This window comes from Enterobacter sp. MGH85 (assembly GCF_001037655.1).
Classification (GTDB): domain Bacteria; phylum Pseudomonadota; class Gammaproteobacteria; order Enterobacterales; family Enterobacteriaceae; genus Enterobacter; species Enterobacter intestinihominis.
Window position 1 is genome coordinate 2,067,432 of record NZ_KQ089925.1, and the last position, 26,546, is coordinate 2,093,977.

The window sequence follows — 26,546 nt, forward strand, 5'->3', positions numbered from 1 at the left end:
TTATTGCAATAACAAAACTTATTTTTCTTTTGCGATTTAGTTTAATGCATTGATTTTTTTGATTAAATTTTGTTATTAAACTGCATGCTTACAGCTACAGACAAAGAAAAAGCCGCTTAAAAGCGGCTTCAAAAGGTGGGGTGTTGAAGGTTAGAGCCTATTGTAATTGATTGATTCATGCATTATGGCTTTACCCATCACGTAAAGGTCATCTTGGTTTTCTTCCGTGATATACCATTTCTCATATGCCGGATTATCCGATAAGACTGCCAGCCTGTTTCCCTGCATCTGGAGACGTTTTAGGTGAAATGTTTTACCAAAAACAAACACATACACACCATCCGTTAGAAAGTGTCGGACGGAAATGTCTACGAAGACACGATCACCGGAATTGAACGTGCTGGCCATGCTGTCGCCATTGACGGTCATTACTTTTACGACATCTTCACTACGATTCCCGAAGAGGGATTTTGCATGTTGAGTCGTGAACTCAATAGCGTGTAAAACCTCCACATATTCTGAAAGCATGAACGTGCCAGGCCCTGCACTCACTGAAAGGTCAAGAACCTCGACCCTGAATATGCCAGCGTTATCCTTTACCTCCCTTTCGGGCATGGTCTCTATCACATAGCCCTGTCTATGAGGCACATGATTTTTTCCAGTTGATAGCCATTCAGGGCTCACACCCAGCGCATTAGCAATCTCAACCAACTTACGTGTTGTGTTGGTTTTGCCTGCAACAAGACGCCAGATAGCTGGTTGCGAAACCCCAACTTTCATCGCTAATTCTGCCTGTGTAAGGCCTGCGTCAACCATCGCTTTTTGAAGACGATCTGAGAATGTGTTCATACCAATAAGCCTATACAAAAAGTTATTAAGTGGCAAATACGATAAGTTATTGCATAAAGTTATTCAAGGCTATACTCTTTCCCTATGTTCAATAACTTTTGGTATTTTTATGATCAATCAACATGTCAAGAGAGCTATCGATATTCTCGGCGGCCAAGCTGCATTAGCAAGGGCGTGCGGGGTTACTCAACCGGCTGTATTTCGCTGGCTTAATGGTAGCCGGGTTAAGGCTGATCATGTCATGTCCATTGTTAAAGCTACTGGTGGCGAAGTTAAAGCCTACCAGATCCGCCCAGACCTTCCAGATACATTCCCTCACCCGGGCAATGAGGTGTGATATGTCGCACTCAATCACTACCGAAAACCAAATTAAGCCATTGGATATCGATTATCGCGATCCGCGCGGTGTGATTGTGCATGTCACCGGCTGGAATCGGGATAAGCAGCAGGTGTATTTCACCAGGCAGAATTATCCGCATGAATGCATGCAGCCTGTCTGGAAGTTCCAACAATATTTTACGAAGGTCTCGGAGGCGCAAAATGCGTGATTACGGAAAGGTGTCTCCTCACTTCTGGATTGGCAGAACAGGCAAAGAGCTGCGTCAGGCTGGGCCAGAGTCTCAGCTTGTGGCGTTGTACCTGCTTACCAGTCCGCACGCCAATATGATCGGTCTTTATTACATGCCCCTTGCGTTCCTGTCTCATGAGACTGGATTAACCATGGAAGGGGCTAAGAAGGGGCTTAATAGCGCCATTAAAGCCGGGTTTTGTAAGTACGACGAGCATTCAGAGATGGTGTGGGTCATCGAAATGGCAACGCATCAAATCGGCGAGGCGCTGAAACCCGGAGACAAGCGCTGTACTGGAGTACAGAACGAATACAACAAAGTATCGGATAACCTATTTCTTTCAGAGTTTTACGAGAAATATTCCAAACAATTCAATATGACTTTTTCCCGTAGTAGTGAGGTTCAGATCCCGGAGGAAATTGAAGGGGCTTCGAAGGGGCATGCAAGCCAGAAGCAGGAACAGGAGCAGGAGAAAGAACAAGATCAAACTAATTTGTCCGATTCGAATCGGACTGATGGCGATAAACCTGACGAGTCGAAAGGTAAACCTGCACAGGGAAAGCCTGATTCAGAATCAGCTGATGCTGAAGGCCCAGATCCAGTCGATGTCGCTTTCGAAAATATTTTTTGGGGGGCAGGTCTGAGGAAGGATGCCAAGGTCAAGGCTAAGTCAGCGTTCAGGACCAAATATCGCGACTGGAAAAAAGCGAACCGAGGTACACCTGATAACTTCGCCGTTATGCTGGCTGAAGATATCAGCCTACGAGTGAAAGCACAGCAAATGGGGTTCGACAAACTCCTGCCAGCGTCATACCTGAACGGAGAGCGGTGGAACGATGAAAAACCAAATGTAGCTCCTCAGATATCCGCAAGCGCAAACGCCGTCGGTGGGACAGGGGCTTCCTGGTTCGCCAAACCAAGTGACGGTTCGGCTGAGGTATTTATCAGCCAGGCAGCCATTGACCGCATGAAGCGCGGAGCTAACCGACCATGAAAAGCATCCTCAAACGTCTACTGGTTTCCGGCTATAACCGCGGCTTTCTGCGTGATGAGTTCGTGACTATGTGCTTTATCAAATTCGATTTACGGAGTGTGTGATGACCCCTGCTGAGTTATCTGAAAAATTGTGGGACAACGCCGAAAGAGTTGCGAAATACCTGCTTCCACGAGGACACCTTGAGGGCAAGGAGTGGTGTGCTGGCAATACCAATGGTGATGCCGGTAAGAGCCTGAAAATTAATCTCGGGGGTAAGAAAACTTGGGCAGATTTTGCAAGTGGCGATAGCGGAGACCTGCTTGATCTCTGGGTGTTGGTGCGTAACTGCCAACTACACGACGCAATGCGAGAAGCGAAAGAATTCCTTGGGCTGAAGGACGACGATAACCACTTTGAGGCGAAGAAAAAGACCTTCTCTCGCCCAACTAAAAAAGGCGTTAAAAAAGCGAGTCATTGCTACGACTACCTTTCTTCCCGTGGCATCACCCGAGAGACAGCTGATCAATTCCGTGTTTCGGACGCAGTCGTCTGGTACCACGATGAAAACCGCGAAATTCCGGCAGTGGCGTTCCCGTATCTTCGCAACGGTGAGCTGTTGCAGGTAAAGCGAATCGGCACTGAACGACCAAATGGCAAAAAGTTGATCATGGCTGAGGCTGATTGCGAGCCATGTCTGTTTGGCTGGCAGGCTATGGACGCGAAAGCTCGCGCTGTTGTGCTTTGCGAAGGAGAGATTGACTGTATGACCTACTCGCAATTCGGTATCAGTGCTCTATCGGTACCGTTCGGCGGTGGAAAGGGTGCCAAACAGCAATGGATCGAATACGAGTATCACAACCTCGACCGATTCGAAGAAATTTGGTTAAGCCTCGATAACGATGATGTAGGGCGCGAAGCCGCAAAAGAAATTGCTCGTCGCCTGGGGGAGCATCGTTGCCGCCTGGTAGAGCTGCCGCACAAAGATATCAATGAATGTCTGACCTCCGGGATGAGCGAGGATGAAATCTGGCACTACTTGGGGACCGCTAAATTCTTCGACCCTGATGAACTCTGCTCTGCGGGTGATCTCCTTCAGGAAACACTGGATGCATTCGAGCATCGAGATGTTGGATTATTTTCCAGCCCGTGGGATTCGCTGAACAGTAATTTCAAATTCCGCGCCGGAGAGCTGACGCTGGTTAACGGAGTAAACGGCCACGGAAAAACCGAGCTGGTGGGACATATCGCCGTCAATGCCATGAGCCAGGGAGTCCGGGTATGCATTGCCTCGCTGGAGCTTAAGCCTGGGAAAATGTTGGCTCGTCTTACCCGGCAAACCATTTGTAGAAAAAACCCAGAACGTACTGAAATCATCATGACTAACGAGTGGTTTTCTGATCGTCTTTGGGTGTTCAAACTCACCGGAACAGCCAAGGCCGATCGACTGTTGGAAATATTTGCCTATGCCAGACGCCGCTATGGAATAGATCTTTTCGTTATCGACAACTTGGCAAAATGTGGACTCGATGAGGAGGACTACGGTGGACAAAAAGAATTTATCGATACCCTCTGCGACTTTAAAAACGAGCACAACTGCCATGTTCTGCTAGTAACGCATGCCAGAAAAACAAACGAAGCTGCACCAACAGGGAAAATGGATGTTAAAGGCACTGGCGCTTTAACTGACATGCCCGACAACGTTATGGCCGTCTGGCGTAATATCCCGCGCGAACTGGCCCAGCGCAAAGCTGAAAGAATGGGGTATGAGAGTCTTGATAAGGACGAACAGACTGCTATCCAAATGCCCGCCTCGATGATTCGCCTGTTGAAACAACGTGAAGGTGAGGGCTGGATCGGAGACATAGGGGCCAACTTTGATTCCCGCTCACACCAGTTTATCGAGGGTGATAAAGGGCCCTTCAATTACTTGGCCGGCAAACAGCAAAGTGAACTTGATATTGAGTGGGAAGCCACCAACGCAACGAGGTATTAAAATGGATCGCCTAATTAGAGAAATGTCGTATCTCTTTACCAAGCAGCGTTTTTTGGAGCTTCAGGAAACAGCAAAAGACATCGCAATCGGTCATAGTGATTTCCCTGAGTGTTTCGGTCTTATTGCTGACGCCATCGCTGAATTTGTTGAAGACACTCCTGATGATGAGTGGCGAGAGCATGAAAAAATCCTTATGCACTACGTTGCTATGCGTGTTCTGACGCTGTGTGGTAACGGCGATAAAGTGACTGATGTCCAGTGGGCGCACCCTGGCTGGTTTGGCACTGCTGAAAAGGGGGAAACCATTCAATGAAGTTGGAAACATCACTCAAACATTTCAGCCCTCAGGGTATGCACATCAGCGACGACGTGAAAGGAACCTCTCCGGATCGTCTCACCGGCACTGATGTTATGGCGGCGATTGGTACCACCAGCAGCCGTGCACGCTTCGGCCTGGCTGCTTTCTTCGGCAAGTCCGGCATCAGCAAAACAGATGAACAGCTCGCAGTTCAGGCGCTGGCGCAGGTTGCTATCAAAAACGCTCCTAAAAATGTCCGCAAAGCCGCTGGCGACAAGCTCGGAGCATGCATGTTGACGCTGGCGCAGTTTGCCTTTGCTGATTACTCCCGTTCGGCGGCTACCAGCGTGACATGTCACAGTTGCAGCGGTACCGGTTTTATCTCCGGGAATGAGGATGTGGTTAAACATCCTGGTATCTTCGACGATGACGGTGCCGAAGTGGTGGCCCCGAAGATTAAAAATGAGCTGGTGAAAAGGGTTTGCGAAACCTGCGGAGGGAAAAAGGTAATCCTTGCGCGGTGCAGATGCGGCGGTAAAGGCGAAGTGCTGGATCGCAAAGCGACCAAAGAACGTGGCGCACCGGTTTTCAAAACCTGTGAACGTTGCTCTGGTAATGGCTTCTCTGCTATCTCCTCGGCGACGGTACACCGTGCCATTCTGAAGCGTCTCCCGGACCTCCATCAGTCCTCATGGTCACGCAACTGGAAACCCTTTTATGAAATGCTGGTGGACACGCTGCGCCAGTGGGAGCGTCACGCGGCAGTAGAATTTGAGAAGGCAACAACTTATTAATATGATCGGAGCAAATGGCGACACTTTTTTGCACGTTAGTGTTGACTTTGCATAAAACTGTCCTGTATGTTTCTGATTATGGAGTATAACGCCTGTAGATAATTAACCTCTAAAAGCCCGCCACGTTGCGGGTTTTTTTGTACCCGTATTTCCTGCGCACCGCCCGCGCATTCATCACGTCGAACCAATCCATTTGAAATGAGCCTTTGAGGAAGTCGGTTAGCGCTGGCGAGCCTCGACGGGCTGGTTTCCTGTGCGGCAAAGGTTCATTTCAAAGTAAGGCATACGCATATCATGAGCATCACCCAAGAACGGCTGAAAGAGGTTCTGAAGTACGACCCTTTGACTGGTTTATTTGTTTGGATCAAGCGAACAAACTCACGGTCTACGCCTGGCAAAATAGCCGGGAACGCAGATACGTACGGCTATATCCAGATAATGATCGATAAGAAATTAATTTTCGCTCATCGGTTGGCTTTTTTGTATATGGACGGTGCGCTGCCGCCGGCTGATAAGTGTGTCGATCATATCAATGGCAATCCCAAAGATAACCGATGGGACAACTTACGTATCGTTACCCAGTTTGTTAATCAACAGAACAGACACAAAGTTCGAAAAGGGGCGAAGTCCAAGCTGATTGGAGCAAACTGGTGCAAAGCTCGCGGCGTATGGCGTTCCGCTATTCGCATCAACGGGCAACGTAAAGAGCTCGGTAGTTTCCAAACTGCGGAGTTGGCTCACGAGGCTTACATGAAAGCTAAAGCTGAAATGTGTCGTTAACGCCTACACGAATAAAATAAATTAAGCCCTGCCTGTATTAGTGGGGCTATTTAGTTTCTACACAACGGAAATCGCTTTGAGTATGTGACGACATCCCGGTGAGACCAGGCACACTTCCCTGGCGCGGCAAAGCGATCCCCATTGTGATGAAGCTCAGCGGCGAGCTAGGGAATAGTTTTGCGGTGAATATTCTGGATAAGTAGCCACAAGGCGCGCGTAACCCAATCGGCAGCGCACCGATGGAAGCTGGTTCGACTCCAGCCTTCACAATCATTACTACAGGCTACCTTCGGGTGGCCTTTTTTGTTTCCCCTCAACCTTCTGAGAGGATCAACAGCAATAAGAGGGGGCTTAATGTCCGATCCATTAACCGGCACCGGCGCAGTTCTCGGCGGCGGCCTGCTGGGTTCAGTCCTGTACGGCGTCTTTACTCATACAGATTTCGGTGTGGTGTTTGGGGCGTTTGGTGGTGCGGTGTTCTACGTCGCAACAGCAACGAACCTGTCTCGTGCACGACTGGCTGGGTATTTTCTGACGTCGTTTATCGTTGGGGTGCTTGGGGCTGGATTTGTTGGCTCACTGCTAAATGCCGCATCGCGATATGAAAAACCGTTGGATGCACTAGGAGCAGTGATTCTGTCTGCCCTGTGTATCAAAATCCTAACTTATCTTAATAACCAGGATCTGAACAGCCTGTTCAGCTTTTTCTCGCGTTTACGCGGAGGAGGGGGAAATGGCAGGTGAGCTGACTGCATTCTTTAATGCATTTATCTGCGCGGTAATTGTTATCGTTCTGATGTTCTACCAGCGACATGGCGCCCGGCATCGTCCTTTCATCTCTATCATGGCGTATGTAACCGTACTGGTTTATGCCGTTATCCCGTTGCAGTTTATCTTCGGTCTCTATCGTGACTCCAGCTGGCTGGTGGTGGTGGCAAACCTCCTTATCTGCGCCGCCGTTATGAGGGCCCGGGGAAATCTGGCACGTCTGGTAGATCATCTGAGGCACTAATGAACCAAACACAATTTGAAAAGGCGGCAGGTATAAGCGCCGGTCTAGCCGTGCGCTGGTTTCACTATATCGATGCTGCAATGAAGGAATTCGGCATAACCGCGCCGCTCGATCAGGCCATGTTTATCGCGCAGATGGGCCATGAGTCCGGCGGTTTCACCCGGCTGGTGGAAAACCTGAACTATGCGGCAGAAAACCTGGTACCTACGTTCGGCAAGCATCGCATTACTGCACAGCAGGCCGCCGCACTTGGCAGAACGGCAACGCAACCGGCAAATCAGAAAGCGATAGCCAATCTGGTTTATGGCGGTGAGTGGGGCAAAAAGAACCTGGGCAACCAGGTTGCTGGTGATGGCTGGAAATATCGCGGTCGCGGCCTGAAGCAAATCACCGGGCTCAGCAATTACCGCAACTGTGGCCACGCGCTGAAGTTGGACCTTGTAACCCAGCCTGAATTGCTGGAACAGGATGAATATGCTGCGCGCTCCGCTGCATGGTTCTATGTCTCGCACGGATGCCTGCTCCATTCCGGCGACGTGGAGCGCGTGACGCTGCTTATCAACGGCGGCCGTAACGGGCTGGAACAACGGCGCACCCTGTTTAACCTGGCGAAATCTGTGCTGGTGTGAGGTCACTATGGGGTTTGAAACTTTAATTGGTATTGCTGCAGCAGTCATTGCCGCCATCGCTGGCGCTTTCGGCCTGGGCCATATTCGCGGCTCAAGCAAAGCAGAAGCAAAAGCAGATCAGCAGCGCACCGAAGATAACGCAGCGGCAATGGTCGCAGCAGCAGAACGCCGGGTAGAGACAACGAAAGAGGCCAGCAATGTACAGCAGACCGTTAACCATATGCCTGGCGATGATGTTGATCGTGAGCTGCGTAACACGTGGAAGCGCGGCTCATAAGGGGTGAACATGAGGAAAACAATCGACTTAACCGGCGTTAAGTTCGGCAAGCTGACTGTGCAGTCCTACGCCAATAAGGATAAATCGGGCGTTTCAATGTGGTTGTGCGGTTGTGAGTGTGGCACAGAAAAAATAATCAGGTCAAACGCCTTACGCTCTGGCAGGACACAATCTTGCGGTTGCATGTCAGGTGTAAAACACGGGCATCGCAGACCGTCAGAAACTTCTCCCACTTATATCAGCTGGCTGTCAATGCAGCGGCGCTGCAATTGTCCCGGCGATGCGTATTACGGAGATTATGGTGGTCGCGGAATTTCAGTTTGTGAGCGTTGGGGCAATTTTGAAGCTTTCCTGAAAGACATGGGCGAGCGTCCAGCAGGTCATACACTTGATCGGATTGATGTAGATAAGGCGTACTCACCAGAAAATTGCCGATGGGCGACACCAAAAGACCAGGCAAGAAACCGACGAAGTAACCATATGCTCGATACACCAGCAGGTCGAATGTGCATTACCAAAGCAGCCGAAACCTATGGTGTAAAAGTAAAGACAATCGCGCACCGATTGAGCAGGGGATGGAGTGTTGAAAAGGCGCTGCTAACTCAACCATGGCAGGGCAACAATGAATAAATATTTCATGTTTATCTCTATGCTTTCCGTGTCAGCATTGGCTGCTGGCTGTGTTGGTGGTCCTCCAAAGCCCAGCTATGTTTTCGTCCACGATTCCTGTGACTGGGTAAAGCCAATCTACCTGACTGATCACGACATCGACGTTATGGACCTCCAGACGAAGAAAGACATCCTGGCGCATAACAAAGTGTGGAAGGCGAACTGCCAGAAGCAGGAGTGACGCATGCTGCTGTGTTCACATTCAATCGCGGGTAAGTTTCCATACCCGCCAAAAAGAGAGAAACCGATGAGCGAAGCTAAACCGCAGGACGGCACCACCGTTAAAGGCTATCGAACCCTGACCGCTGACGATATCGCGCAAATGAATGGCCTGAAAGAAATTAGCCGTGATTTCTGCGAGCAGTTGGAACTTGAACGCACACATCTATCTTTGCAGGTCGTGGAGGCCAACTCTGAGGAGGCTAGCGAACGTTCAGAGGCGCTCCGCTGTCTGGCAATCGCGCGCACCAAAATGCAGGAAGCCTGCATGTGGGCCTGTCGCGCTGTAGCGCGTCCAGATGCCGACTGTTAGCCATTACAAAGCTCACCTGCTGGTGGGCTTGATAATTGTTTTATCAACCAGATGTAAAAAAGCCCCTGTTAGGGGGCTAGAGGATTATCAGTTTCAATTGCTATGAAATATTACTTCGCGCAATAGACGCGTGCTTCACGAGGGGTGTAGATGCCGAAGGTGACAAATCCCAGCAACCCATTCACAAAAGTCTGTTGAACTTCAGTACGAACAACTTTATCAGCACCACCGCAAACCTGAGCAGCATCAATTTGCTTGGATTGACCAATCCCGCTAACGAAGAAATGATGTGTCGTAACTTGCTGTGGCGTAGTCGTTATGCCTTTGTTTACTGAAAATGATTGTTGAGCGCAGCCAGAAACAGCTGCGGCAACCAGAGCTACCATAATTAGCTTTTTCATAAATGACCTTATTGTTAGTTTGGTTCGCAAAAATAATGACATGTATCATTAATTTATACATATCAGACCAGTAGTTTAACTTAGATTTGTTCTACTTCCCTAGTGATTAACTATCAACATCATCCATTGCTATCGTCAGACCATCCATTATTACGAATAAGATAATTAATAAACTTCCCAGAGGAAAATTATGCAGGTCACTATTGATGGTGTCCCGTATGCGCCTGCCAGCATCATTTCATCGCGGATCGGTATTGCAATAACGACACACCAGCGCGCCGACGTTTTGAAACGAGCGCTTGCACAGCACATGATGCACCTGCCGGCCGGTGCGCTGGTGGTGGTTGTCGATGATGGTTCAAAACCTGCAGCGGTAGTGCCACACGGCGTGCAGCTGCTTCGCCATGAAACATCACTCGGCATTGTTGCTTCGAAGAACGCCAGCCTGTCAGCCATGATGGATGCCGGGTGCGAGCATCTTTTTCTGTGGGATGATGATGCCTGGCCTATCGCTGATAACTGGCACCTCCCTTACATCGAATCACCCGAGCCACACCTGGCTTACCAGTTCCTCGATCTTGCTGGCCAGAATAAGCTCAATGACCTTTCGGTGCTTTACCGTGACGATCAGCATGTGGCGTACACCGGGCAGCGCGGAGTGATGCTCTATTACCACCGTAGCGCCATCGAGAAGGTGGGTGGATTCGATCCGGTTTATGGTCGCGGCATGTACGAACACAGTGACCTCGCGCTACGTATCCATAACGCTGGCCTGACGACGTGGGCTTACGGTGATGTGGTCGGTTCAGAAAAGCTGATTCATTCTCTCGATGAGCATGAAGCCGTAGAGCGTTCGGTACCGCGTCCCGATCGACAGGCGCTGGTGGAACGTAACGTGAAGATCCACAACGAACGGCGTGATGCCGGGTTTACTGGTTACGCTGAATACCGCCAGCAGCGCGATGTGGTTATCACAACGCTGCTTACCAGTCAGCCTGACCCGCAGCGCGGCACGAAAATGGCGGCCTCGCCTGACATGCTGGCTAAATGGGCGGCCTCGCTTCGCCAGTGTGGGCGTATAGCGCTGGTGGATGAATTACTGGCGGCCCCGGCAGATGTTGAGCTGTATCTCGTACCTGACGTGAAGATGAATGTCTACTTCCGTCGCTGGCTGCACATCTGGCAGCACCTGCGAGAACACCCTGAATACCGGTTCGTCTGGTGTACCGATGTCGAAATGCTTCGCGCGCCGTGGGAAGAAATGGAAGCCGGAAAGGTGTATGTCGGTTCAGAACCAAAGACCTACGCCGATACCTGGGCAAAGCAGAATCATCCGGAGCGCATCTATCAGGAGTTCATTGAAGAGCATCGCAACGATGTGATGCTAAACGCTGGGCTGCTGGGTGGTACCCGCGCTGATGTTATGGCGTTCGCTCACGGCATCATCCGACTTTACTACCGGATCGAGAGTTATCGTTTCTGGAAGAAAGAACAGGCTGGCGCCGCGGTGGGCGACATGCTGGCGTTCGGCATTGTTGCGAAGTCATTCGCTGACAGGCTGGTCACCGGCCCTCTGGTACATACCGTTTTCAAAACTGATGGCATCGGCAAAGAAAATGCCTGGTGGCGCCATAAATAACAGGAGGTCTTATGATTTCGTATGAGGTTGAGTTCCCGACCCAAAAATCTGTAAGTTTCAAAATTAATGGTTACTCCTCAGCAGAGGGACTGGACTGTAAAACAGTAGAGGCTATTGGCGGTGAAGTCAAAGTACAGCTCGATAAGAAAAACATGTTGACTGTACCTTATCGTGAAGACATTACAGCAGACTTTACTCTTGAAGGTTACAAGCAGCGCGCTGAAACTCACGCGAAAACTGTAATCGATCAGATTGTGAATGCGGCTCAGCACCGAGCCGCCGACGATTTAATTCAGGAAGTTACGAACGCGATTGCTTCTTCTGAATTATTTTCTCAACTCTCTCAATCGCTTCGTGAGCATCTGGGGCAGATGAAATTTCAGGCGGTGTAACCTCCTTCAGTACATCCATCAGAACGTCCCCAACATTCTGTTTTGGTGACAGCTTGTTAACAGCTTCAATAATCAAAGAAAAAACCAGTTTATTGGTGGCTTTTTCAATCTTTAATTCACGTTGTAAATCTGCAACTGCTTTTTCCAGTTCTGACATGGAGCTCATGGGTATTTTCCTTATCGGAGGTAATCAGCTATCCCCCCGCGACAGAGTGCGCCAGTGTCCCACCACTGACGGGCTGAATGCTTACCTTAACCAGGGTTAAAGCGGAGCAACACCCTGATATTCAGACAGTAGCCGCCATCGTGCGGCTTTTTTATTGGAGATTCGCTGGTGGCTGAAGAGATTAAGTTTGTGGTGGTCGGCCATGTTTCTCGCATAGTTCATGCACAACGTCTCGCTGCGATGCTGGATGCCCATCTGCTTATTGATGACGGTAACCACGGTGCGAACTGGAATCATCGGCGTGCGCTTGAGTGGACAGCAGAACAAACCTGCCGGGTAGTTGTTGTTGAAGATGATGCGATGCCAGTGGACTTGTTCTTCACTTCAGTCACGAGCTGGCTTAACCGCTTCCCGGAATCGCTGGTGAGTTTTTACCTGGGCACTGGCCGACCACCACAGTATCAGATGCAGGTAGCCGAACGTCTGATTGTTGCTGACAAGACACGGTCTGACTTCATCACGCTGCCGCGCCTTATACACGGCGTGTGCTACAGCGTACCGCCTCAGCATATTGAACGAGTCCTTTCTCGATGGGACAGCAGTAAGCCAGCCGACTATGCAGTCGGGGATGCCTATGGCGGCGCGGTGGTTTATCCGTGTTACTCGCTGGTGGATCATGCTGATGGTGAGCCTGTTGAGCGTCACCCTGACTCAGCGCCACGTACAGAACGCCGCCGGGCGTGGAGGTTAGCCTGATGCCTGCGTTAATACCGAGAGCATGCCGCAAGCGTGGCTGCCCCGGCACAACCACAGATCGCTCAGGATATTGTCCCAAACACATCAACGAAGGCTGGCAGCAGCATCAGCGGGGACAGAGCAGGCATCAGCGAGGCTATGGCAGTAAGTGGGACAGGCTGCGCCCAATCGTTCTCGGCAGAGATAAACACCTTTGTCAGGAATGCCTGCGAAATGGAAGGTATACACCCGCTGAGACGGTGGACCACATCATCGCCAAAGCAAATGGGGGTACCGATGACCTGTCCAACCTCGAAAGCCTCTGCAAGCCCTGCCACAGAGCGAAGACAGCGGTCGAGAGACTCAAATGACATCATTTCTCATTTGAAATGAGAAAGGGGGAGGGTGGGTAAAAACCTCAGGGGAATCACCCTAAAGGACCGCCGCCTAACCTCTTTTCACATCGTCGCAGGTTAGAAAACTTTTTTATGGGGTCCCCCATTCGATGATTAATAGGAGTTTTCGATTATGTCTGGACCACCGAAAACCCCGACCCATCTACGTTTGGTGAGGGGTAACCCATCTAAACGCCCGATCAATGAGAACGAACCAAAACCCCCTTCAGGGGTACCCCCAACGCCGAAGCATTTCGACAAGCAGGGGAAATACTGGTTTAAACGGATGGCCGACGAGCTTGATGCTATCGGTGTGATGTCTCAGCTTGATGCCAGAGCCCTTGAGCTGCTGGTTGAGGCCTATACCGAATACCGGCATCACTGCGACACGCTTGAAGTTGAGGGCTACACCTACCGGACCGAAACGCAGAGCGGGGATGTGCTGATCAAGGCTCACCCCGCCGCCATCATGAAAGCTGATGCCTGGAAACGTCTGCGTGCCATGCTTGGTGAGTTCGGCATGACTCCAGCCAGCCGATCGAAAGTAAATGCAAAAGGTCCTGAAGCGGTTGACCCGCTGACCGACTGGCGGTTCGGTGTACAGAACGGGGTGCAGATCACCCTCAAACAGGAGACTGCTGATGTCTGGGGTGATGCGATAGGCAAGCCAATTGAGCGGCCGCCGTTCACGCAGCTGCCATCTGGTGGGGTGGCGCAGCCGCAGAACCTGAAATACACCGTCGAGGAAATTGGGCAGGTGGTTCAGGGCGTGCTGTCCTGGCAGAACATCGGGCAGTTTGTTTACAACAAGGTTGTGATCCGCAAGGCGGGTCAGACGGTGCTCTCTGTTCAGGTTCCGGGTTCCTTTACCCGCCTGACAGGGCTTGTCCAGTCTACCTACACGGCTCACGTCACTGCGGTAAACCAGATGGGGGCAGAGTCGCCGGAGGCATATCTTGAATTCAGCATTCAGGCCCCGCCTGCGCCGTCACGGGTCGATATTGAGCAAAGCTATTTTGCCATCACGCTGTACCCGCGCCTTGCAGCAGTGACGAACGTATCAACGCAGTTTGATTTCTGGACATCCGGCGAAACCAGGCTATCTGATTGAAGGGTGTGTGGGGCTGAACGCTGACGCGGCATGGGGTGGGATAGATGGAGGTTTTGACATCCCAACCGATCGCAATAAGCAGCCGCTTATCTGGCTGGATTATGAGGTAAATGCAGACGGATCGGTGCTGGTAAAAACATTCCACCGGGAATACCCTACAGCGCCGTCATTTGCGAGGAACGTATTGAAGGGTGTGGCGGATGGCGAACCTGTCGACATCCCCCGTGACCAGTTCGTAAGTGTTCGCGTGGAAATGCCCGTGGACAGCCTCTGGAACCAGCGACGCAAAGATGCATTAACAGTTACTATTTAAGAGCAAGGTTCCTGAGAAAATCGCAGTCCGCTCTTGCATGCGACGGGCTGCGGTATCCTGAATGGGTGGCTGCGTAGATTTTTTACGAACCTAACTGGCTGAGTTTAGCGGCTTCTTTAACAGCATTGATACATCAAGCCCGATGGGCCGCTTCATCTTTCATATCATGTCAGCTCTGGCTGAAATGGAGAGGGAGTTGATAGTGGAGCGCACTCGGGCTGGGTTGGCCGCAGCCCGTGAGAAAGGGCGAATCGGTGGGAGGCGGCCAAAATTGACACCTGAGCAATGGGCTCAGGCTGGCAGGTTGATCGCAAACGGAGTGGATCGGAAGCAGGTGGCGATTATTTACGACGTTGCGGTGTGCACCTTGTATAAGAAATTTCCGGCGCAGTAGGGGCAGAGGAAAAAATATTGAACATTTAATACAATTTTCGTAATAAAGTATTGAAAGAATGTAATAAAGTTGTTGAAATTTTGGTGAGCGGTTGGGTTGAGCATTGGGGGTATTCATGGCAAAAACAGATTCTATTACACCAGAAGAGTTCAGGGCTATTCACGTTGAATTGTCTAAAATCTCATCAACTTGGGCAGACTTATGGTTAACATTGTTTTCTCTCCGTGCTGAAGGCAGCAGGGTGATTACTATTAGATATTCCGATATCGAAGATGACATGCTGCACTTGGCTGGAACTCCAAAATTTGAGCCACGAACAATTAGATTAAATTTATTGCTTTCTAAGTTAATTGCGTGCAGAAAGGATTGCAATTCTTCTGATATTTATGTTTTCCAGAGTAGATCAAATCGAGTTAAAGGATTAGCTAGGCCTGTGACTGTAATAGCAATGAATAATGCCTTAAAACAAGCATCCAAATATGTAACAAGGAAAAACATCACCATGAAAAGTGCTTTAAGGGTAATCGGAAGGAACTAGTTGGACGGGGGTTCATACACAACATACCCACCTGTGTATGGAAGATTAGGACGATGGTCTATGATCACGTCCTTTATCAAGTCATTATTCTCCCTGATGATTGTCGATTTACTACTCGATTGGATATAAGATATGTACTTGCATAAATCTTGGGAGGGATTTCAAGTAAGTGAAATGAGAACCTGATCAGAATAAATCAAACCGAGCATTGAGTAGAGTAAATAATAAAGCAGCGCATGCAAGATTTAAGAGTATAACAAAACGGGCGGAAACATTCACTGAACAAATCTCCTGATCATGTATTAGACAAAGAATGACTGTAATGTAAAACCAGCTTACACACACCTACTAAAAAAGACAGATAAACCAAGGTGGCATCCGATGAGATAGCTAAGCATTTATGCCTTGGATAGGTCTTACCATCGGAGCATGGAGTTATGCTGGCTTGTTGAGTACTGAGAAATGAAGAGATTAGAGGTTCAGAAGGGGGAGCCAGTTTGTCAAACGAGATAGTTTATTTACTATGCTCAACATATTGAATTGTTTAGCTTTATCATGGTGGTTTAGGGGGCGTTAAAACGAACTTATCACATTGTATTAAAAGTAAACAACTATCTTTCGTTTGATGCCTGAAAGCAGATGGGGATGGTTTTTCACTTTTTCTTCTAAAGGTCCAGAGTACGTTGCCGATAGTGAACATAGCGGCGCAGGAGCCAAATGGTGGAAGCCGTAAACTTAATTTAAGTTCAGTCAAATAGGAATTACTATCATGGCACAAGTCATCAATACCAACAGCCTCTCGCTGATCACCCAGAACAACATCAACAAAAACCAGTCTTCAATGTCTACTGCCATTGAGCGTCTGTCTTCCGGTCTGCGTATCAACAGCGCAAAAGATGACGCTGCTGGCCAGGCGATTGCTAACCGTTTCACCTCTAACATCAAAGGTCTGACTCAGGCTGCCCGTAACGCCAACGACGGTATCTCCGTTGCACAGACTACTGAAGGCGCACTGTCTGAAATCAACAACAACTTACAGCGTATCCGTGAGCTGACTGTTCAGTCTTCTACTGGCACCAACTCCAAGTCTGACCTGGACTCCATCCAGGACGAAATCAAATCCCGTCTGGACGAAATTGACCGCGTATCCGGTCAGACCCAGTTCAACGGCGTGAACGTGCTGGCAAAAGACGGCTCCATGAAAATTCAGGTTGGCGCGAACGATGGCCAGACCATCACTATCGACCTGAAAAAAATTGACTCGTCTACTCTGAACCTGACTGGCTTTAACGTTAATGGTGAAGGTTCAGTAGCTAATAAGGCAGCAACTAAAGCTGATTTGACAGCTGCTCAGCTCACTACAACAGCTGCTGGCGGTCCTATCGCTGCTCCTGCTGCAGATGCTAATGGCGTAACTAAGTATACAGTAAGCGCGGGATTGAACGAATCTACCGTAGCTGACGTGTTTGCTGGCTTAGGTGATACTGCCGTAGTTAATGCTAATATTACCAGTGGTTTCGACGCTGTTACTGGTAATAACTATACGTATCATAAAGATACTAATGATTTTACATTCAATGCTACTATTGCAGCTGGTGACGGAACAACTCCAAGTAATAGCGCCAAGTTACAATCTATCCTGACTCCTAAAGCAGGTGATACCGCTAATCTGAACGTTAAGATTGGTGCAACATCTGTAGATGTTGTTCTGTCAAGCGATGGTAAAATCACTGCGAAAGATGGTTCCAAGCTTTTCATTGGTATTGATGGCAACCTGACTCAGAACAGTGCTGGTGCTGGTATTAAGCCTGCAACTCTTGATGCTCTTACTCAAAACACAACTACTCCTGCGGCGGCAGTTCCAGTCACCATTACGACCGAAGATAAGACTGAAATCAAATTAGCGGGTGCAACTGTTGCTGGTCAGAGTGGTGCAATTGTAGTTACTGGTGCCCGAATCAGCGCTGAAGCTATGCAGTCTGCTACCAAAACGACTGGTTTCACAACTGGCACAACGACAGTAGCAGCTAATACTGGCAAAGTTACAATTGGTGGTAATCAAGCTTACACTCAGACTGACGGTACGTTAGCTGCCAAGAATGAAACTGAGATTTTCCTGCAGAAAGACGGCTCCATTACTAACAATTCCGGTAAGGCTGTATATGTACAGGAAGATGGGAAATTCACCACAGATGCAGCAACTAAAGCAGCAACCACTGCTGACCCACTGAAAGCGCTGGACGATGCAATCAGCTCTATCGACAAATTCCGTTCTTCCCTGGGTGCTGTACAGAACCGTCTGCATTCTGCAGTAACCAACCTGAACAACACCACCACCAACCTGTCTGAAGCGCAGTCCCGTATTCAGGACGCCGACTATGCGACCGAAGTGTCAAATATGTCTAAAGCGCAGATCATCCAGCAGGCCGGTAACTCCGTGTTGGCTAAAGCTAACCAGGTTCCTCAGCAGGTTCTGTCTCTGCTGCAAGGCTAATTCAGCACTACTAAACCGTAAAGCCCTGCACATGCAGGGCTTTTTTATCGAATGAATATAGCTGAACATAGCCGTCATATTCACTCGATAAAAAAGCCGATCATCATTTAAAATTGGCTTTCTCAAATTGAGCGTGTATAGGTTCTATTGTGATTAAGAAACAGGCATTTAAATTTTTGCTTGAGCCGAATAAAACTCATATGAATGACTTTTTGGTTTTCGCAGGTTCCTGTCGATTTGTATACAATAAAGGACTTGCTCTTATTAATGAGAATTATGATTCGGGTAAGAAATTCTTGAATTACAATCAACTAGCATCAGAACTAGTTAATTGGAAAAACGAAGAGTGCCTTGCATGGCTAAAAATGGCTCCATCACAGTGCTTGCAACAATCATTAAGAGATCTGGATAGAGCTTTTAAAAACTTCTTTTCGGGAAAGTCACAATATCCTCGATTCAAAAAGAAAGGCCGTAATGATTCTTTTAGAGTGCCATGCCAAAGAGTCAGACTGGACCAAGAAAAGCATTTAGTATCATTGCCCAAACTAGGGTGGGTTAAGTATCGTAAAAGCCGAGAGATAACAGGAGTATTAAAGAATGTTACTATTTCAAGAAAGCTTGATAAATGGTATATAAGCTTTAATACAGAAGAAGTTGTTCCTGAACCCCTTCATCCATCATTTAGCAAAACCAAAATTTTGCTAAATAATGAATGGCTTATGCAACTCACAGCGTGTGAGAGTCTGGTCGAGCAATTTGCCAACATGGAAGGTAATAAAAAGCTAAGGAACCTGAATAATATACTAGGCAGAAAAGTAAAATACAGCAGTAACTGGCTAAAAACTAAAAAGAAAATTGACGGCGTAAAAGCAAGGTCAAGCAGGCGGAGACTGGATGCCTTACATAAAATAACTACGGCAATATGCAAAAAACACGCTATTGTAGAGTTGGTTAATTTAACGGATTCTTTACCTGATAAAAATAATGGTTCTGTAAGCATGACTTATGAATTTGTTAGGCAGTTAATGTATAAGCAAGAATGGTTGGGTGGTAAGGTAATTCGGTTGGGCGATTAGCGTAGTTTATTAATGATTAAATAAGAGTTATATACAGCTGTTTATATGGCCTTAGATAAATTGCTGGCGGCAGGGCATGTCGTGTCAGTTTGTGGAGGGGGGTTATTTCAACTTCCGATGAAGCAAAAATCTCGGTTATTGATACTGAGAATGTCAACGTCTGGTCAATACTTTGGCACACCAGTTTGTGCACCTTTAGTAAATTAGTCATCGAACGCTGCTTAAATATGACTGTGATTATATACAGCGCTTGCTGTGAAAAAAACAGTCTCGAGGCGAGTAGGGTGCAAAATGGTGAAGGATTTTTGTTACCCTTAGTTACAAATAGAAAAACCCCAGCGCATGAAATCTGGGGTTCTTTTAAAGTGCACGTGCATTTCACGTGCATATTTTTGTCTTTTCTCGGTCTGCCTGCTGTCTGGTCAGTGTCCGTAAGTGGCTGTTTTTATTTCCACTGTCCGGTTGCAGTGCTATCAAAAGTGGTGGAGCTGGCGGGAGTTGAACCCGCGTCCGAAATTTCTACATCCTCGGTACTACATGCTTAGTTTGTCTTTACATTCGCACGCCAGCTGCGGACAAACACGCCACTAACGAACTAGCCTGATTAGTTTTAACGCTTCAACCCCAGGCAGGGTTTCCACGCGATCTCTTTTGGGTTTGACCTCTCTTTGATCCCCGTCTTAAGAGCGGAAGCTAGGGAGAGAGGGCTCTTAGCAGGTTATTAAGCTGCTAAAGCGTAGTTTTCGTCGTTTGCGACTATTTTTTTGCGGCTTTTAACGAGGCAAACCGCCCCTCGGCATGCACCTTGGGTTTCGCAAATCCCGTCGAATCCAGAATCAGCCCCAATAGTGTTGAACTCAGTATACCAGATTTCACTTCCTCGATACCAGCCCGAAACGCTAACTTGTTGAATAGTACAATAAGCGCGCAGAATCAACGTCCTGCGTTTTTCATGATACGTGCTTTGTCGAGCTGCCACTCGCGTGCTTTCAGGTCAGTACGCTTGTCGTGCTGTTTCTTACCTTTCGCCACGCCGATTTTCACTTTGCACCAGGCGTTTTTCCAGTACAAAGAGAGCGCAACTACGGTGAAGCCTTCGCGGTTGATGCGTCCGTAGAGGGATTCCAGCTCGCGCTTGTTCAGCAGCAGCTTACGGGTGCGGGTTGGATCGCAAACGTAATGTGAAGAGGCGACGGTCAGCGGCGTAAAGTTCGCGCCGAACAGGAAGGCCTCACCGTCTTTCAGGATCACGTAGCTGTCGCCGATGTTGGCTTTCCCGGCACGCAGCGATTTTACTTCCCAGCCCTGCAACGCAAGGCCGGCCTCGAATTCTTCTTCGATGAAATACTCGTGGCGAGCACGCTTGTTGAGCGCAATGGTCGCCGAACCAGGTTTATGTGCTTTTTTCTTCGTCATAAGTGTCGTAAAGCCGTCGGTAATCTGATTTTAAAAAGTCACCTCATTGCGTCCTGTGAGGTCTAACGCGCTATCTTAGCACGAGATAAGGCTTAGCGTTTTTTTAACAGGTGATAAATGTTATTATTTGTCTGTTGTGTGACCATGGAAAATGCTATGCCTCAGATTAGCCGTACTGCGCTTGTTCCCTACAGCGCGGAACAAATGTATCAGTTAGTGAACGACGTTCAGTCCTATCCGGAATTTATTCCAGGATGCACCGGTAGTCGGGTGCTGGAATCCGGCCCGACGCAGATGACTGCGGCCGTGGATGTCTCCAAAGCGGGGATCAGCAAAACGTTCACCACGCGCAATACCCTGACGAGCAATCAGAGTATTTTGATGCATCTGGTGGATGGTCCGTTTAAAAAACTGATGGGAGGGTGGAAGTTTACGCCACTGAGCGCTGACGCCTGCCGCATTGAGTTTCATCTGGATTTTGAATTTACCAATAAGCTGATCGAACTGGCGTTTGGCCGAATATTTAAAGAGCTGGCCTCGAATATGGTTCAGGCGTTCACCACGCGCGCCAAAGAGGTTTACAGTGTCGCATAAGATTGCTGTTGAGGTGGTGTATGCGCTGCCGGAGAAGCAGTATTTGCAGCGCGTGACGCTTGAAGAGGGCGCCACCGTTGAGGCGGCTATCCGGGCCTCCGGCATCCTTGAACTTCGCCGTGATATTGACCTGGCGAAGAATAAAGTCGGCATTTATAGCCGTCCGGTTAAGCTCGGTGATGTGCTGAAAGAGGGCGACAGGGTTGAAATCTATCGTCCGCTGATTGCCGACCCGAAAGAGTTGCGCCGTCAGCGAGCAGAGAAATCCGGTAAGTAGCCAAATAAACATACACAAAAAAGGTGCTCATTGAGCACCTTTTTGCGTTGCTGACGCCTGATTATTTGGTCAGGGCAGGCTTGTTGTCGATGTTGGTCAGCACGCCGGCACTGCTGAAGGTCAGCGTCAGGGTTTGCTGGGTCACATCTTCATGACCAGGCTGCTGGCGGAATACATAGAACCACGTATTTGTGCCGAACGGATCGGACATCATCGGGGTTCCCAGGGCATAAGCGACCTGCTGTTGTGTCATACCTACGCGGATTTTGGACACATCGTTAGGAGTAAGGTAGTTCCCCTGGTTGATATCAGGACGGTAAACCACTTTCTCCAGAGTGGAACAGCCTGCGGTCAACATCAGAAGAACCGCTGCGGCAGCGGTCAGCGTTTTACAGCGCATAGTGATTTGATTCCTTTTCGGGCCCGAGCAGTACGCGGCTCATATGTAATATGCCGATGATAATAGACCTTGCCCCACTTTGAAACTGGTCTGGCGGCGTTTTTATTGTTCTGTATGACCCTGAGATCCCGAAAAAGTTTATGCCGCCAGCAGTTCTTTCGCATTCGCGAGCGTATTACGGGTGACTTCACTGCCCCCCAGCAGGCGTGCCAGCTCCTGCAAGCGTGAGCGTTTATCCAGCGGCTTCATGTGCGTTTCCGTCATTTCGCCATCGGTTTCCTTGCTAACGATAAAGTGGTGATGACCACAGCCGGCGACCTGCGGCAGGTGAGTCACACACATAACCTGCGTCGATTCACCCAACTGACGCAGCAGTTTGCCGACAACGGCCGCGGTCGGGCCGCTGATACCCACATCCACTTCATCGAAAATCAACGCCGGGGTTTCCATTTTACGGGCGGTAATCACCTGAATGGCCAGGGCGATACGCGACAGTTCACCGCCAGAAGCCACTTTCGAAATCGCCTGTAAAGGCTGGCCCGGGTTGGTGGTGACGCGGAATTCTACGCGGTCTGCGCCTTCCGCCGTCAGGTGATGCTCTTCAAAGCGAACATCAATAGTGAACACCCCATGCGGCATCGCCAGCGTATGCATGCTGTCGGTAATATGCTGGCTAAGCTCCAGAGCATAGTGCTGTCGCACGTCGTGCAGCCGTTTCGCCGTTTCCAGCGCCTGCTGATGATGCAGATTAACCGCCAGAGACAAGGTTTCGAGGGAATCGGCCTGATCGTCCAGCTGCTGCTGTTCCTCCAGCAGAGACTGATAGTAATTCGGCAGCTCTTCCGGGGTAACGTGATGCTTACGCGCCAGTGAAATCTGACGGGAGATGCGTTGCTCAAGCTCGAACAGACGGTTCGGGTCGAGATCCAGACGTTCACAGTAGTGGCGCAGCTCATCCCCGGCTTCTGAAATCTGAATTGCGGCCTCTTCCAGCATTTCCAGTACGCCAGAAAGCTTATTGTCCATGCCGGTCAGTTCGGTCACAAGCTGACGCACGGTATATAGTTGGCTCTGCAAATTCACGTCTTCGCCATCCGCCAGCATGTTCAGGGCATTCTGGCTGATGGAAAGCAGCTGACCGCTGTTGGCCAGACGCTTGTACTCCTCGTCGATTTGCTCAAATTCACCCGCCTGAGGGTTAAATTCGTTCAGCTCTTTCAACTGATATTCCAGCAGCTCGGCGCGCGCGGTACGCTCCTGGCTTTGCTGTTGATGCTGCGCAAGTTCGCGGCAGCTTTGATGCCACTGACGATAGTGCTCCGCCATGAGTTGAGTAAGCGCGCACTCACCCGCGTAGCCATCGAGCAGGGCTTTCTGCTGTTCGGGTTTGATTAGCTGCTGGTGCGCGTGCTGACCATGGATCTGGATGAGCAGCTGGCCCAGCTCGCGAAGCTGGGAAAGGGGAACCGCTGTACCATTGATAAAACCGCGGGAGCGGCCGTCACTGCTGATGACGCGACGAAGTAAACACTCACGTCCATCTTCCAGCTGGTTCGCTTCCAGCCAGCGCAGGGCGGCAGGCGTGTCTTTTAACGAGAAGCGGGCGCAGAGATCGGCACGGGCCGCACCTGTGCGCACCATATCACCCTCTGCACGACCGCCGAGGCACAAGCCGAGGGCATCAATGGCAATGGATTTACCTGCACCGGTTTCACCGGTAATCGCCGTCATTCCACTATGGAAGTCGATCTCAAGCTCACGAACAATGGCAAAGTTGCTGATGGTCAGTTGTGCCAGCATAATTGTTTTCCTGTATGAAAAACCATAACTGTGTTTGTATACAGTATAAACTGGTTTTATATACAGTAAAGCGCTGGATGTAAAATCAGAACAATTTTTTTGACCAGCCGAGTTTTGAGCTTAATGTATTGAAATAACTGTAATCTTTTGGATGGATAAGGTTCAGGTGATAATCGCAGCGGCGAATGAGGACATCTTCTCCTTCCTGAATGGGAAGCGCAATCTGGCTGTCGCAGCTGATCTCCAGGTCGCTGCGGCGATGTGAAAAACGCAGGCGGATGGTGCTGTCGCCGTTTATCACCAGCGGACGCGCCGAGAGCGTATGCGGGAACATCGGCACCAGGGTGATCGCATCCAGCGATGGCGTCAGGATTGGGCCTCCGGCTGAAAGCGAATAGGCAGTTGACCCCGTCGGGGTTGAAATAATCAGCCCGTCAGACCGCTGCGAGAAAGCGAAGATTTCGTCGATATAGACTTCGAACTCGATCATGTGCGCCACTTTACCAGGGTGGAGAACCACCTCGTTAATAGCGGTGCTGATGCGCTTCTGGCAATCCTGCTGGCAGACCTGGGCTTCAAGTAAAAACCGTTTTTCACTGATATAGTGACCTTCCAGCACGTCCGCCAGCTGCTGTTGCGCATTGTCCGGGTCGAGGTCGGTCAGGAAACCAAGATTGCCACGGTTAATACCAATAACCTTAATATCATAGCGAGCCAGCGTTCGCGCCGCGCCCAGCATATTGCCGTCGCCGCCGACCACCACGGCGAGATCCGCCTGCTGGCCAATTTCCGCCAGCGTGCCGGTTCTGACGCTTTTAAGCTGCAACTCTTGGGCGATCTGCTGCTCGACCATCACTTCATAGCCTTTACCACACAGCCAGCGATACAACATTTCATGTGTCGTCAATGCGGTAGGGTGACGCGGATGGCCGACGATCCCAATACACCTGAAATGATTATTCATTTTCTGGAGGTCCTTGTGCCTGATGAATGATGACAATCTGCCTTGTTCCCTTGAATCCAGGAAACTGATCCCCATAATAAGCGAAGTTAGCGAGATGAATGCAGAAAAACGCGGAGAAATTCATGAGTAGTAAAGAACAGAAAACGCCTGAGGGGCAAGCCCCTGAAGAAATTATCACGGAACAGCACGATGAAGTTGAGGCAGTAGAGCCAGACACGTCTGCTGAGCAGGTGGACCCGCGCGATGAAAAAATTGCCAATCTGGAAGCTCAGTTGGTAGAAGCGCAGAATCGCGAACGCGATGGCGTACTGCGTATCAAAGCGGAAATGGAAAACCTGCGCCGTCGTACCGAGCTGGACGTTGAAAAGGCGCACAAATTTGCGCTGGAGAAATTCGTCAACGAACTGCTTCCGGTGATCGACAGCCTGGATCGCGCGCTGGAAGTGGCGGATAAAGCTAATCCGGATAACGCGGCGATGATTGAAGGCATCGAGCTGACGCTGAAATCCATGCTGGATGTGGTGCGTAAGTTCGGTGTTGAAGTGATTGCCGATACGGATGTACCGCTGGATCCAAACGTTCACCAGGCCATTGCGATGGTGGAATCCGAAGACGTTGCCGCGGGTAACGTACTGGGCGTGATGCAGAAAGGGTATACCCTGAACGGTCGTACTATTCGCGCTGCGATGGTGACCGTGGCGAAAGCGAAAGCGTAATTTGCCGACCCGTAGTGCCGGGTGGCGGCTTCGCCTTACCCGGCCTACAACATTACTCGGCGATACTTTCGCGTAAAGGTTTAACGGGCAGGACCTTCACCTGCTTAATCATGTTGCCCTGAACGTCCAGAATATCAATATCATACTGCTCAATGCGCACGCGCGTGCCTGCCGCCGGGATCTCTTCCAGCGCTTCCAGGATCATTCCGTTCATCGTCCGCGCTTCGTCTTCCGGCAAATGCCAGTTAAACGCTTTATTGATTTCACGAATGTTGGCGCTGCCGTCGATAAGCACTGACCCGTCGTTTTGCGGGGTGACTTCTTCTGCAAGGGAAGGCGACATTGACGTGGTAAAGTCCCCGACAATCTCTTCCAGAATATCTTCGACCGTCACCAGTCCCTGTATGTCGCCGTATTCATCCACCACCAGACCGACTTTCTTCTTGTTTCGCTGGAACTTCACCAGCTGCGTGCTCAGCGGGGTGCCTTCCGGCACGTAGTAAATTTCGTCGGCGGCGCGCAGCATCACCTCTTTGGTGAACTCGTTTTTCTCAGTCATCAGACGATAGGCCTCGCGCACACGCAGCATGCTGATGGCATCGTCGAGAGAATCGCGATAGAGGACGATACGCCCGTGCGGGGAGTGCGTCAGCTGGCGGACAATGGCCTTCCAGTCGTCGTTAATATCAATCCCGACGATTTCATTGCGCGGCACCATAATGTCGTCAACGCTGACCTTTTCCAGATCCAGCACCGACAGGAGCATGTCCTGATTGCGACGGGAGATCTGCGAGCGGGATTCGTTCACGATGGTACGCAGTTCGTCTTTGCTGAGCGCGCTGCTGATGGTGACGTCTGCCTTTATACCAACCATGCGCATCAGCACCCGTGTCACCATATTCAGCAGCCAGACCAGCGGCATCATCAGAATAAGCAGCGGTGCTAACAGGAAGCTGCTCGGGTAGGCGACTTTTTCCGGGTAAAGCGCCGCGATGGTTTTGGGTAGCACTTCCGCAAACACCAGTACCACAAACGTGAGCACACCTGTGGCAATCGCCACGCCTGCATTGCCGTACAGACGCATCCCGACGATGGTGCCCAGTGCAGAGGCGAGAATATTGACCAGGTTGTTACCGATAAGCACCAGGCTAATCAGACGGTCCGGCTTACGCAGAAGCTTTTCGACACGACGCGCGGCACGGTTACCCTGCTTGGCGCGATGACGTAACCGGTAGCGGTTCAGCGTCATCATGCCGGTTTCAGAGCCAGAGAAATAAGCGGAAATGACCACCATGATGACCAGAATGACGATCAGCGTGGTGGTAGAGATGTGTTCCAGGGGGAACT

30 protein-coding genes, 1 other RNA gene and 4 pseudogenes are annotated in these 26,546 nt (G+C 49.9%); 27 read left to right on the forward strand and 8 right to left on the reverse strand.

Features of this window, described 5'->3' with window-relative positions; all coding sequences use genetic code 11:
- Positions 1 to 150: 150 nt before the first annotated feature.
- The gene (locus tag SK51_RS09780; protein ID WP_023150198.1) at positions 151 to 849 is read right to left on the reverse strand and encodes an XRE family transcriptional regulator; all 699 of its coding nucleotides are present in this window, start codon (positions 847 to 849) and stop codon (positions 151 to 153) included.
- On the opposite strand from SK51_RS09780, the gene SK51_RS09785 reads away from it, so the two are divergent.
- From SK51_RS09785 to SK51_RS09845, 13 genes are all read left to right on the forward strand, one after another.
- Positions 842 to 1,186, forward strand: coding sequence for a transcriptional regulator (locus tag SK51_RS09785; RefSeq protein WP_023150197.1), 345 nt, complete (start codon positions 842 to 844; stop codon positions 1,184 to 1,186). The two genes, SK51_RS09780 and SK51_RS09785, sit on opposite strands and share 8 nt — an antisense overlap.
- A 1-nt stretch (position 1,187) precedes the next feature.
- Positions 1,188 to 1,397 carry a DUF4222 domain-containing protein gene (locus SK51_RS09790; RefSeq protein ID WP_023306765.1) on the forward strand — a complete coding sequence of 70 codons (210 nt, stop codon included), beginning with the start codon at positions 1,188 to 1,190 and terminating at the stop codon, positions 1,395 to 1,397.
- Positions 1,390 to 2,412: a hypothetical protein gene (locus SK51_RS23605; RefSeq protein WP_023306764.1), complete on the forward strand. Its 1,023-nt coding sequence runs from the start codon at positions 1,390 to 1,392 to the stop codon at positions 2,410 to 2,412. Before SK51_RS09790 ends, SK51_RS23605 begins: the two co-directional genes overlap by 8 nt.
- 103 nt (positions 2,413 to 2,515) lie before the next feature.
- Positions 2,516 to 4,387 carry an AAA family ATPase gene (locus tag SK51_RS09800; RefSeq protein ID WP_000186531.1) on the forward strand — a complete coding sequence of 624 codons (1,872 nt, stop codon included), beginning with the start codon at positions 2,516 to 2,518 and terminating at the stop codon, positions 4,385 to 4,387.
- A gap of 1 nt (position 4,388) precedes the next feature.
- A complete protein-coding gene (locus SK51_RS09805) occupies positions 4,389 to 4,700 on the forward strand; it encodes a hypothetical protein (protein WP_023306761.1) in 312 nt (103 codons plus the stop codon).
- Positions 4,697 to 5,479 (forward strand): antitermination protein Q, encoded by a 783-nt coding sequence (locus SK51_RS09810; protein ID WP_023306760.1) that lies wholly within the window; start codon positions 4,697 to 4,699, stop codon positions 5,477 to 5,479. The genes SK51_RS09805 and SK51_RS09810 overlap by 4 nt, the downstream gene beginning before the upstream one ends.
- Positions 5,480 to 5,773: 294 nt before the next feature.
- Positions 5,774 to 6,259, forward strand: a complete 486-nt coding sequence (locus tag SK51_RS09815; protein ID WP_015570940.1) for an HNH endonuclease — start codon at positions 5,774 to 5,776, stop codon at positions 6,257 to 6,259.
- A gap of 354 nt (positions 6,260 to 6,613) precedes the next feature.
- Positions 6,614 to 7,003: a phage holin family protein gene (locus SK51_RS09820; protein WP_023306759.1), complete on the forward strand. Its 390-nt coding sequence runs from the start codon at positions 6,614 to 6,616 to the stop codon at positions 7,001 to 7,003.
- Positions 6,993 to 7,271, forward strand: coding sequence for a phage holin family protein (locus SK51_RS09825; RefSeq protein WP_023306758.1), 279 nt, complete (start codon positions 6,993 to 6,995; stop codon positions 7,269 to 7,271). Before SK51_RS09820 ends, SK51_RS09825 begins: the two co-directional genes overlap by 11 nt.
- Entirely contained in the window at positions 7,271 to 7,900 is a 630-nt protein-coding gene (locus SK51_RS09830) for a glycoside hydrolase family 19 protein (protein WP_023306757.1), read from the forward strand. The genes SK51_RS09825 and SK51_RS09830 overlap by 1 nt, the downstream gene beginning before the upstream one ends.
- A gap of 7 nt (positions 7,901 to 7,907) precedes the next feature.
- A complete protein-coding gene (locus SK51_RS09835) occupies positions 7,908 to 8,177 on the forward strand; it encodes a hypothetical protein (RefSeq protein WP_023306756.1) in 270 nt (89 codons plus the stop codon).
- A 9-nt stretch (positions 8,178 to 8,186) separates the two neighbouring features.
- Entirely contained in the window at positions 8,187 to 8,807 is a 621-nt protein-coding gene (locus SK51_RS25190; protein ID WP_023306755.1) for a hypothetical protein, read from the forward strand.
- Between the two features lie 286 nt (positions 8,808 to 9,093).
- Positions 9,094 to 9,378: an Acb2/Tad1 domain-containing protein gene (locus tag SK51_RS09845; protein WP_032671652.1), complete on the forward strand. Its 285-nt coding sequence runs from the start codon at positions 9,094 to 9,096 to the stop codon at positions 9,376 to 9,378.
- A 110-nt stretch (positions 9,379 to 9,488) separates the two neighbouring features.
- On the opposite strand, the gene SK51_RS09850 is transcribed toward SK51_RS09845, so the two are convergent.
- Positions 9,489 to 9,779: a Bor family protein gene (locus SK51_RS09850; RefSeq protein WP_032671404.1), complete on the reverse strand. Its 291-nt coding sequence runs from the start codon at positions 9,777 to 9,779 to the stop codon at positions 9,489 to 9,491.
- A gap of 190 nt (positions 9,780 to 9,969) precedes the next feature.
- Between SK51_RS09850 and SK51_RS09855 the strand changes: the two genes are divergently transcribed.
- The 11 genes and pseudogenes from SK51_RS09855 to SK51_RS09895 all read left to right on the forward strand — a co-directional run bounded on the left by SK51_RS09855 (position 9,970) and on the right by SK51_RS09895 (position 19,032).
- The gene (locus tag SK51_RS09855; RefSeq protein WP_048206665.1) at positions 9,970 to 11,418 is read left to right on the forward strand and encodes a glycosyltransferase family 2 protein; all 1,449 of its coding nucleotides are present in this window, start codon (positions 9,970 to 9,972) and stop codon (positions 11,416 to 11,418) included.
- 11 nt (positions 11,419 to 11,429) lie between these two features.
- Positions 11,430 to 11,810 (forward strand): hypothetical protein, encoded by a 381-nt coding sequence (locus SK51_RS25195; protein WP_023305917.1) that lies wholly within the window; start codon positions 11,430 to 11,432, stop codon positions 11,808 to 11,810.
- Positions 11,811 to 12,141: 331 nt separating this feature from the next.
- Positions 12,142 to 12,729, forward strand: a pseudogene (locus SK51_RS09865) (hypothetical protein); the annotation flags it as partial.
- Positions 12,730 to 12,731: 2 nt separating this feature from the next.
- Complete coding sequence (locus tag SK51_RS24100) at positions 12,732 to 13,082, forward strand: HNH endonuclease (protein WP_047353046.1); 351 nt, start codon at positions 12,732 to 12,734, stop codon at positions 13,080 to 13,082.
- A gap of 157 nt (positions 13,083 to 13,239) precedes the next feature.
- Positions 13,240 to 13,695, forward strand: a pseudogene (locus tag SK51_RS25420) (phage terminase small subunit P27 family); the annotation flags it as partial.
- Positions 13,696 to 14,034: 339 nt separating this feature from the next.
- Positions 14,035 to 14,217: a phage tail tip protein J-related protein gene (locus SK51_RS25850; RefSeq protein ID WP_425278775.1), complete on the forward strand. Its 183-nt coding sequence runs from the start codon at positions 14,035 to 14,037 to the stop codon at positions 14,215 to 14,217.
- Positions 14,207 to 14,530: pseudogene (locus SK51_RS09880) on the forward strand (phage tail fiber protein); the annotation flags it as partial. The gene SK51_RS25850 and the pseudogene SK51_RS09880, both read left to right, overlap by 11 nt.
- A 118-nt stretch (positions 14,531 to 14,648) precedes the next feature.
- Positions 14,649 to 14,924: pseudogene (locus SK51_RS09885) on the forward strand (helix-turn-helix domain-containing protein); the annotation flags it as partial.
- A gap of 115 nt (positions 14,925 to 15,039) precedes the next feature.
- Complete coding sequence (locus SK51_RS25200) at positions 15,040 to 15,462, forward strand: hypothetical protein (RefSeq protein WP_032671399.1); 423 nt, start codon at positions 15,040 to 15,042, stop codon at positions 15,460 to 15,462.
- Between the two features lie 769 nt (positions 15,463 to 16,231).
- Positions 16,232 to 17,956, forward strand: coding sequence for a FliC/FljB family flagellin (locus tag SK51_RS09890; RefSeq protein ID WP_023306742.1), 1,725 nt, complete (start codon positions 16,232 to 16,234; stop codon positions 17,954 to 17,956).
- A gap of 149 nt (positions 17,957 to 18,105) precedes the next feature.
- Entirely contained in the window at positions 18,106 to 19,032 is a 927-nt protein-coding gene (locus SK51_RS09895) for an RNA-guided endonuclease InsQ/TnpB family protein (RefSeq protein WP_023306741.1), read from the forward strand.
- Between the two features lie 480 nt (positions 19,033 to 19,512).
- On the opposite strand, the gene ssrA is transcribed toward SK51_RS09895, so the two are convergent.
- Positions 19,513 to 19,876, reverse strand: a transfer-messenger RNA (tmRNA) gene (gene ssrA, locus SK51_RS24115).
- An 89-nt stretch (positions 19,877 to 19,965) separates the two neighbouring features.
- A complete protein-coding gene (smpB, locus tag SK51_RS09900; protein ID WP_003863115.1) occupies positions 19,966 to 20,448 on the reverse strand; it encodes an SsrA-binding protein SmpB in 483 nt (160 codons plus the stop codon).
- A gap of 156 nt (positions 20,449 to 20,604) precedes the next feature.
- Between smpB and SK51_RS09905 the strand changes: the two genes are divergently transcribed.
- Positions 20,605 to 21,042, forward strand: a complete 438-nt coding sequence (locus tag SK51_RS09905; protein WP_003863117.1) for a type II toxin-antitoxin system RatA family toxin — start codon at positions 20,605 to 20,607, stop codon at positions 21,040 to 21,042.
- The gene (locus SK51_RS09910) at positions 21,032 to 21,319 is read left to right on the forward strand and encodes an RnfH family protein (protein ID WP_003863119.1); all 288 of its coding nucleotides are present in this window, start codon (positions 21,032 to 21,034) and stop codon (positions 21,317 to 21,319) included. The genes SK51_RS09905 and SK51_RS09910 overlap by 11 nt, the downstream gene beginning before the upstream one ends.
- A gap of 61 nt (positions 21,320 to 21,380) precedes the next feature.
- Here the strand turns inward: SK51_RS09910 and bamE are convergent, their stop codons facing one another.
- From bamE to nadK, 3 genes are all read right to left on the reverse strand, one after another.
- Positions 21,381 to 21,719, reverse strand: coding sequence for an outer membrane protein assembly factor BamE (gene bamE, locus SK51_RS09915; RefSeq protein ID WP_003863121.1), 339 nt, complete (start codon positions 21,717 to 21,719; stop codon positions 21,381 to 21,383).
- A 138-nt stretch (positions 21,720 to 21,857) separates the two neighbouring features.
- The gene (recN, locus tag SK51_RS09920; RefSeq protein ID WP_023306740.1) at positions 21,858 to 23,519 is read right to left on the reverse strand and encodes a DNA repair protein RecN; all 1,662 of its coding nucleotides are present in this window, start codon (positions 23,517 to 23,519) and stop codon (positions 21,858 to 21,860) included.
- 85 nt (positions 23,520 to 23,604) lie between these two features.
- On the reverse strand, positions 23,605 to 24,483 hold the full coding sequence (gene nadK / locus SK51_RS09925) for an NAD(+) kinase (protein WP_022649070.1): 879 nt from the start codon (positions 24,481 to 24,483) through the stop codon (positions 23,605 to 23,607).
- A 122-nt stretch (positions 24,484 to 24,605) separates the two neighbouring features.
- Between nadK and grpE the strand changes: the two genes are divergently transcribed.
- Positions 24,606 to 25,199 (forward strand): nucleotide exchange factor GrpE, encoded by a 594-nt coding sequence (gene grpE / locus SK51_RS09935; protein ID WP_003863126.1) that lies wholly within the window; start codon positions 24,606 to 24,608, stop codon positions 25,197 to 25,199.
- A gap of 52 nt (positions 25,200 to 25,251) precedes the next feature.
- On the opposite strand, the gene SK51_RS09940 is transcribed toward grpE, so the two are convergent.
- Positions 25,252 to 26,538 (reverse strand): HlyC/CorC family transporter, encoded by a 1,287-nt coding sequence (locus SK51_RS09940; RefSeq protein ID WP_032671396.1) that lies wholly within the window; start codon positions 26,536 to 26,538, stop codon positions 25,252 to 25,254.
- Positions 26,539 to 26,546: the final 8 nt, after the last annotated feature.

What these genes read in the sequence shown, in the direction of transcription:
- SK51_RS09780 (WP_023150198.1), bottom strand. Translation starts at nt 849, where the DNA reads ATGAACACATTCTCAGATCGTCTTCAAAAAGCGATGGTTGACGCAGGC.
- SK51_RS09790 (WP_023306765.1), top strand. Translation starts at nt 1,188, where the DNA reads ATGTCGCACTCAATCACTACCGAAAACCAAATTAAGCCATTGGATATC.
- SK51_RS23605 (WP_023306764.1), top strand. Translation starts at nt 1,390, where the DNA reads ATGCGTGATTACGGAAAGGTGTCTCCTCACTTCTGGATTGGCAGAACA.
- SK51_RS09800 (WP_000186531.1), top strand. Translation starts at nt 2,516, where the DNA reads ATGACCCCTGCTGAGTTATCTGAAAAATTGTGGGACAACGCCGAAAGA.
- SK51_RS09805 (WP_023306761.1), top strand. Translation starts at nt 4,389, where the DNA reads ATGGATCGCCTAATTAGAGAAATGTCGTATCTCTTTACCAAGCAGCGT.
- SK51_RS09810 (WP_023306760.1), top strand. Translation starts at nt 4,697, where the DNA reads ATGAAGTTGGAAACATCACTCAAACATTTCAGCCCTCAGGGTATGCAC.
- SK51_RS09815 (WP_015570940.1), top strand. Translation starts at nt 5,774, where the DNA reads ATGAGCATCACCCAAGAACGGCTGAAAGAGGTTCTGAAGTACGACCCT.
- SK51_RS09820 (WP_023306759.1), top strand. Translation starts at nt 6,614, where the DNA reads ATGTCCGATCCATTAACCGGCACCGGCGCAGTTCTCGGCGGCGGCCTG.
- SK51_RS09825 (WP_023306758.1), top strand. Translation starts at nt 6,993, where the DNA reads ATGGCAGGTGAGCTGACTGCATTCTTTAATGCATTTATCTGCGCGGTA.
- SK51_RS09830 (WP_023306757.1), top strand. Translation starts at nt 7,271, where the DNA reads ATGAACCAAACACAATTTGAAAAGGCGGCAGGTATAAGCGCCGGTCTA.
- SK51_RS09835 (WP_023306756.1), top strand. Translation starts at nt 7,908, where the DNA reads ATGGGGTTTGAAACTTTAATTGGTATTGCTGCAGCAGTCATTGCCGCC.
- SK51_RS25190 (WP_023306755.1), top strand. Translation starts at nt 8,187, where the DNA reads ATGAGGAAAACAATCGACTTAACCGGCGTTAAGTTCGGCAAGCTGACT.
- SK51_RS09845 (WP_032671652.1), top strand. Translation starts at nt 9,094, where the DNA reads ATGAGCGAAGCTAAACCGCAGGACGGCACCACCGTTAAAGGCTATCGA.
- SK51_RS09850 (WP_032671404.1), bottom strand. Translation starts at nt 9,779, where the DNA reads ATGAAAAAGCTAATTATGGTAGCTCTGGTTGCCGCAGCTGTTTCTGGC.
- SK51_RS09855 (WP_048206665.1), top strand. Translation starts at nt 9,970, where the DNA reads ATGCAGGTCACTATTGATGGTGTCCCGTATGCGCCTGCCAGCATCATT.
- SK51_RS25195 (WP_023305917.1), top strand. Translation starts at nt 11,430, where the DNA reads ATGATTTCGTATGAGGTTGAGTTCCCGACCCAAAAATCTGTAAGTTTC.
- SK51_RS24100 (WP_047353046.1), top strand. Translation starts at nt 12,732, where the DNA reads ATGCCTGCGTTAATACCGAGAGCATGCCGCAAGCGTGGCTGCCCCGGC.
- SK51_RS25850 (WP_425278775.1), top strand. Translation starts at nt 14,035, where the DNA reads ATGGGGGCAGAGTCGCCGGAGGCATATCTTGAATTCAGCATTCAGGCC.
- SK51_RS25200 (WP_032671399.1), top strand. Translation starts at nt 15,040, where the DNA reads ATGGCAAAAACAGATTCTATTACACCAGAAGAGTTCAGGGCTATTCAC.
- SK51_RS09890 (WP_023306742.1), top strand. Translation starts at nt 16,232, where the DNA reads ATGGCACAAGTCATCAATACCAACAGCCTCTCGCTGATCACCCAGAAC.
- smpB (WP_003863115.1), bottom strand. Translation starts at nt 20,448, where the DNA reads ATGACGAAGAAAAAAGCACATAAACCTGGTTCGGCGACCATTGCGCTC.
- SK51_RS09905 (WP_003863117.1), top strand. Translation starts at nt 20,605, where the DNA reads ATGCCTCAGATTAGCCGTACTGCGCTTGTTCCCTACAGCGCGGAACAA.
- bamE (WP_003863121.1), bottom strand. Translation starts at nt 21,719, where the DNA reads ATGCGCTGTAAAACGCTGACCGCTGCCGCAGCGGTTCTTCTGATGTTG.
- recN (WP_023306740.1), bottom strand. Translation starts at nt 23,519, where the DNA reads ATGCTGGCACAACTGACCATCAGCAACTTTGCCATTGTTCGTGAGCTT.
- nadK (WP_022649070.1), bottom strand. Translation starts at nt 24,483, where the DNA reads ATGAATAATCATTTCAGGTGTATTGGGATCGTCGGCCATCCGCGTCAC.
- grpE (WP_003863126.1), top strand. Translation starts at nt 24,606, where the DNA reads ATGAGTAGTAAAGAACAGAAAACGCCTGAGGGGCAAGCCCCTGAAGAA.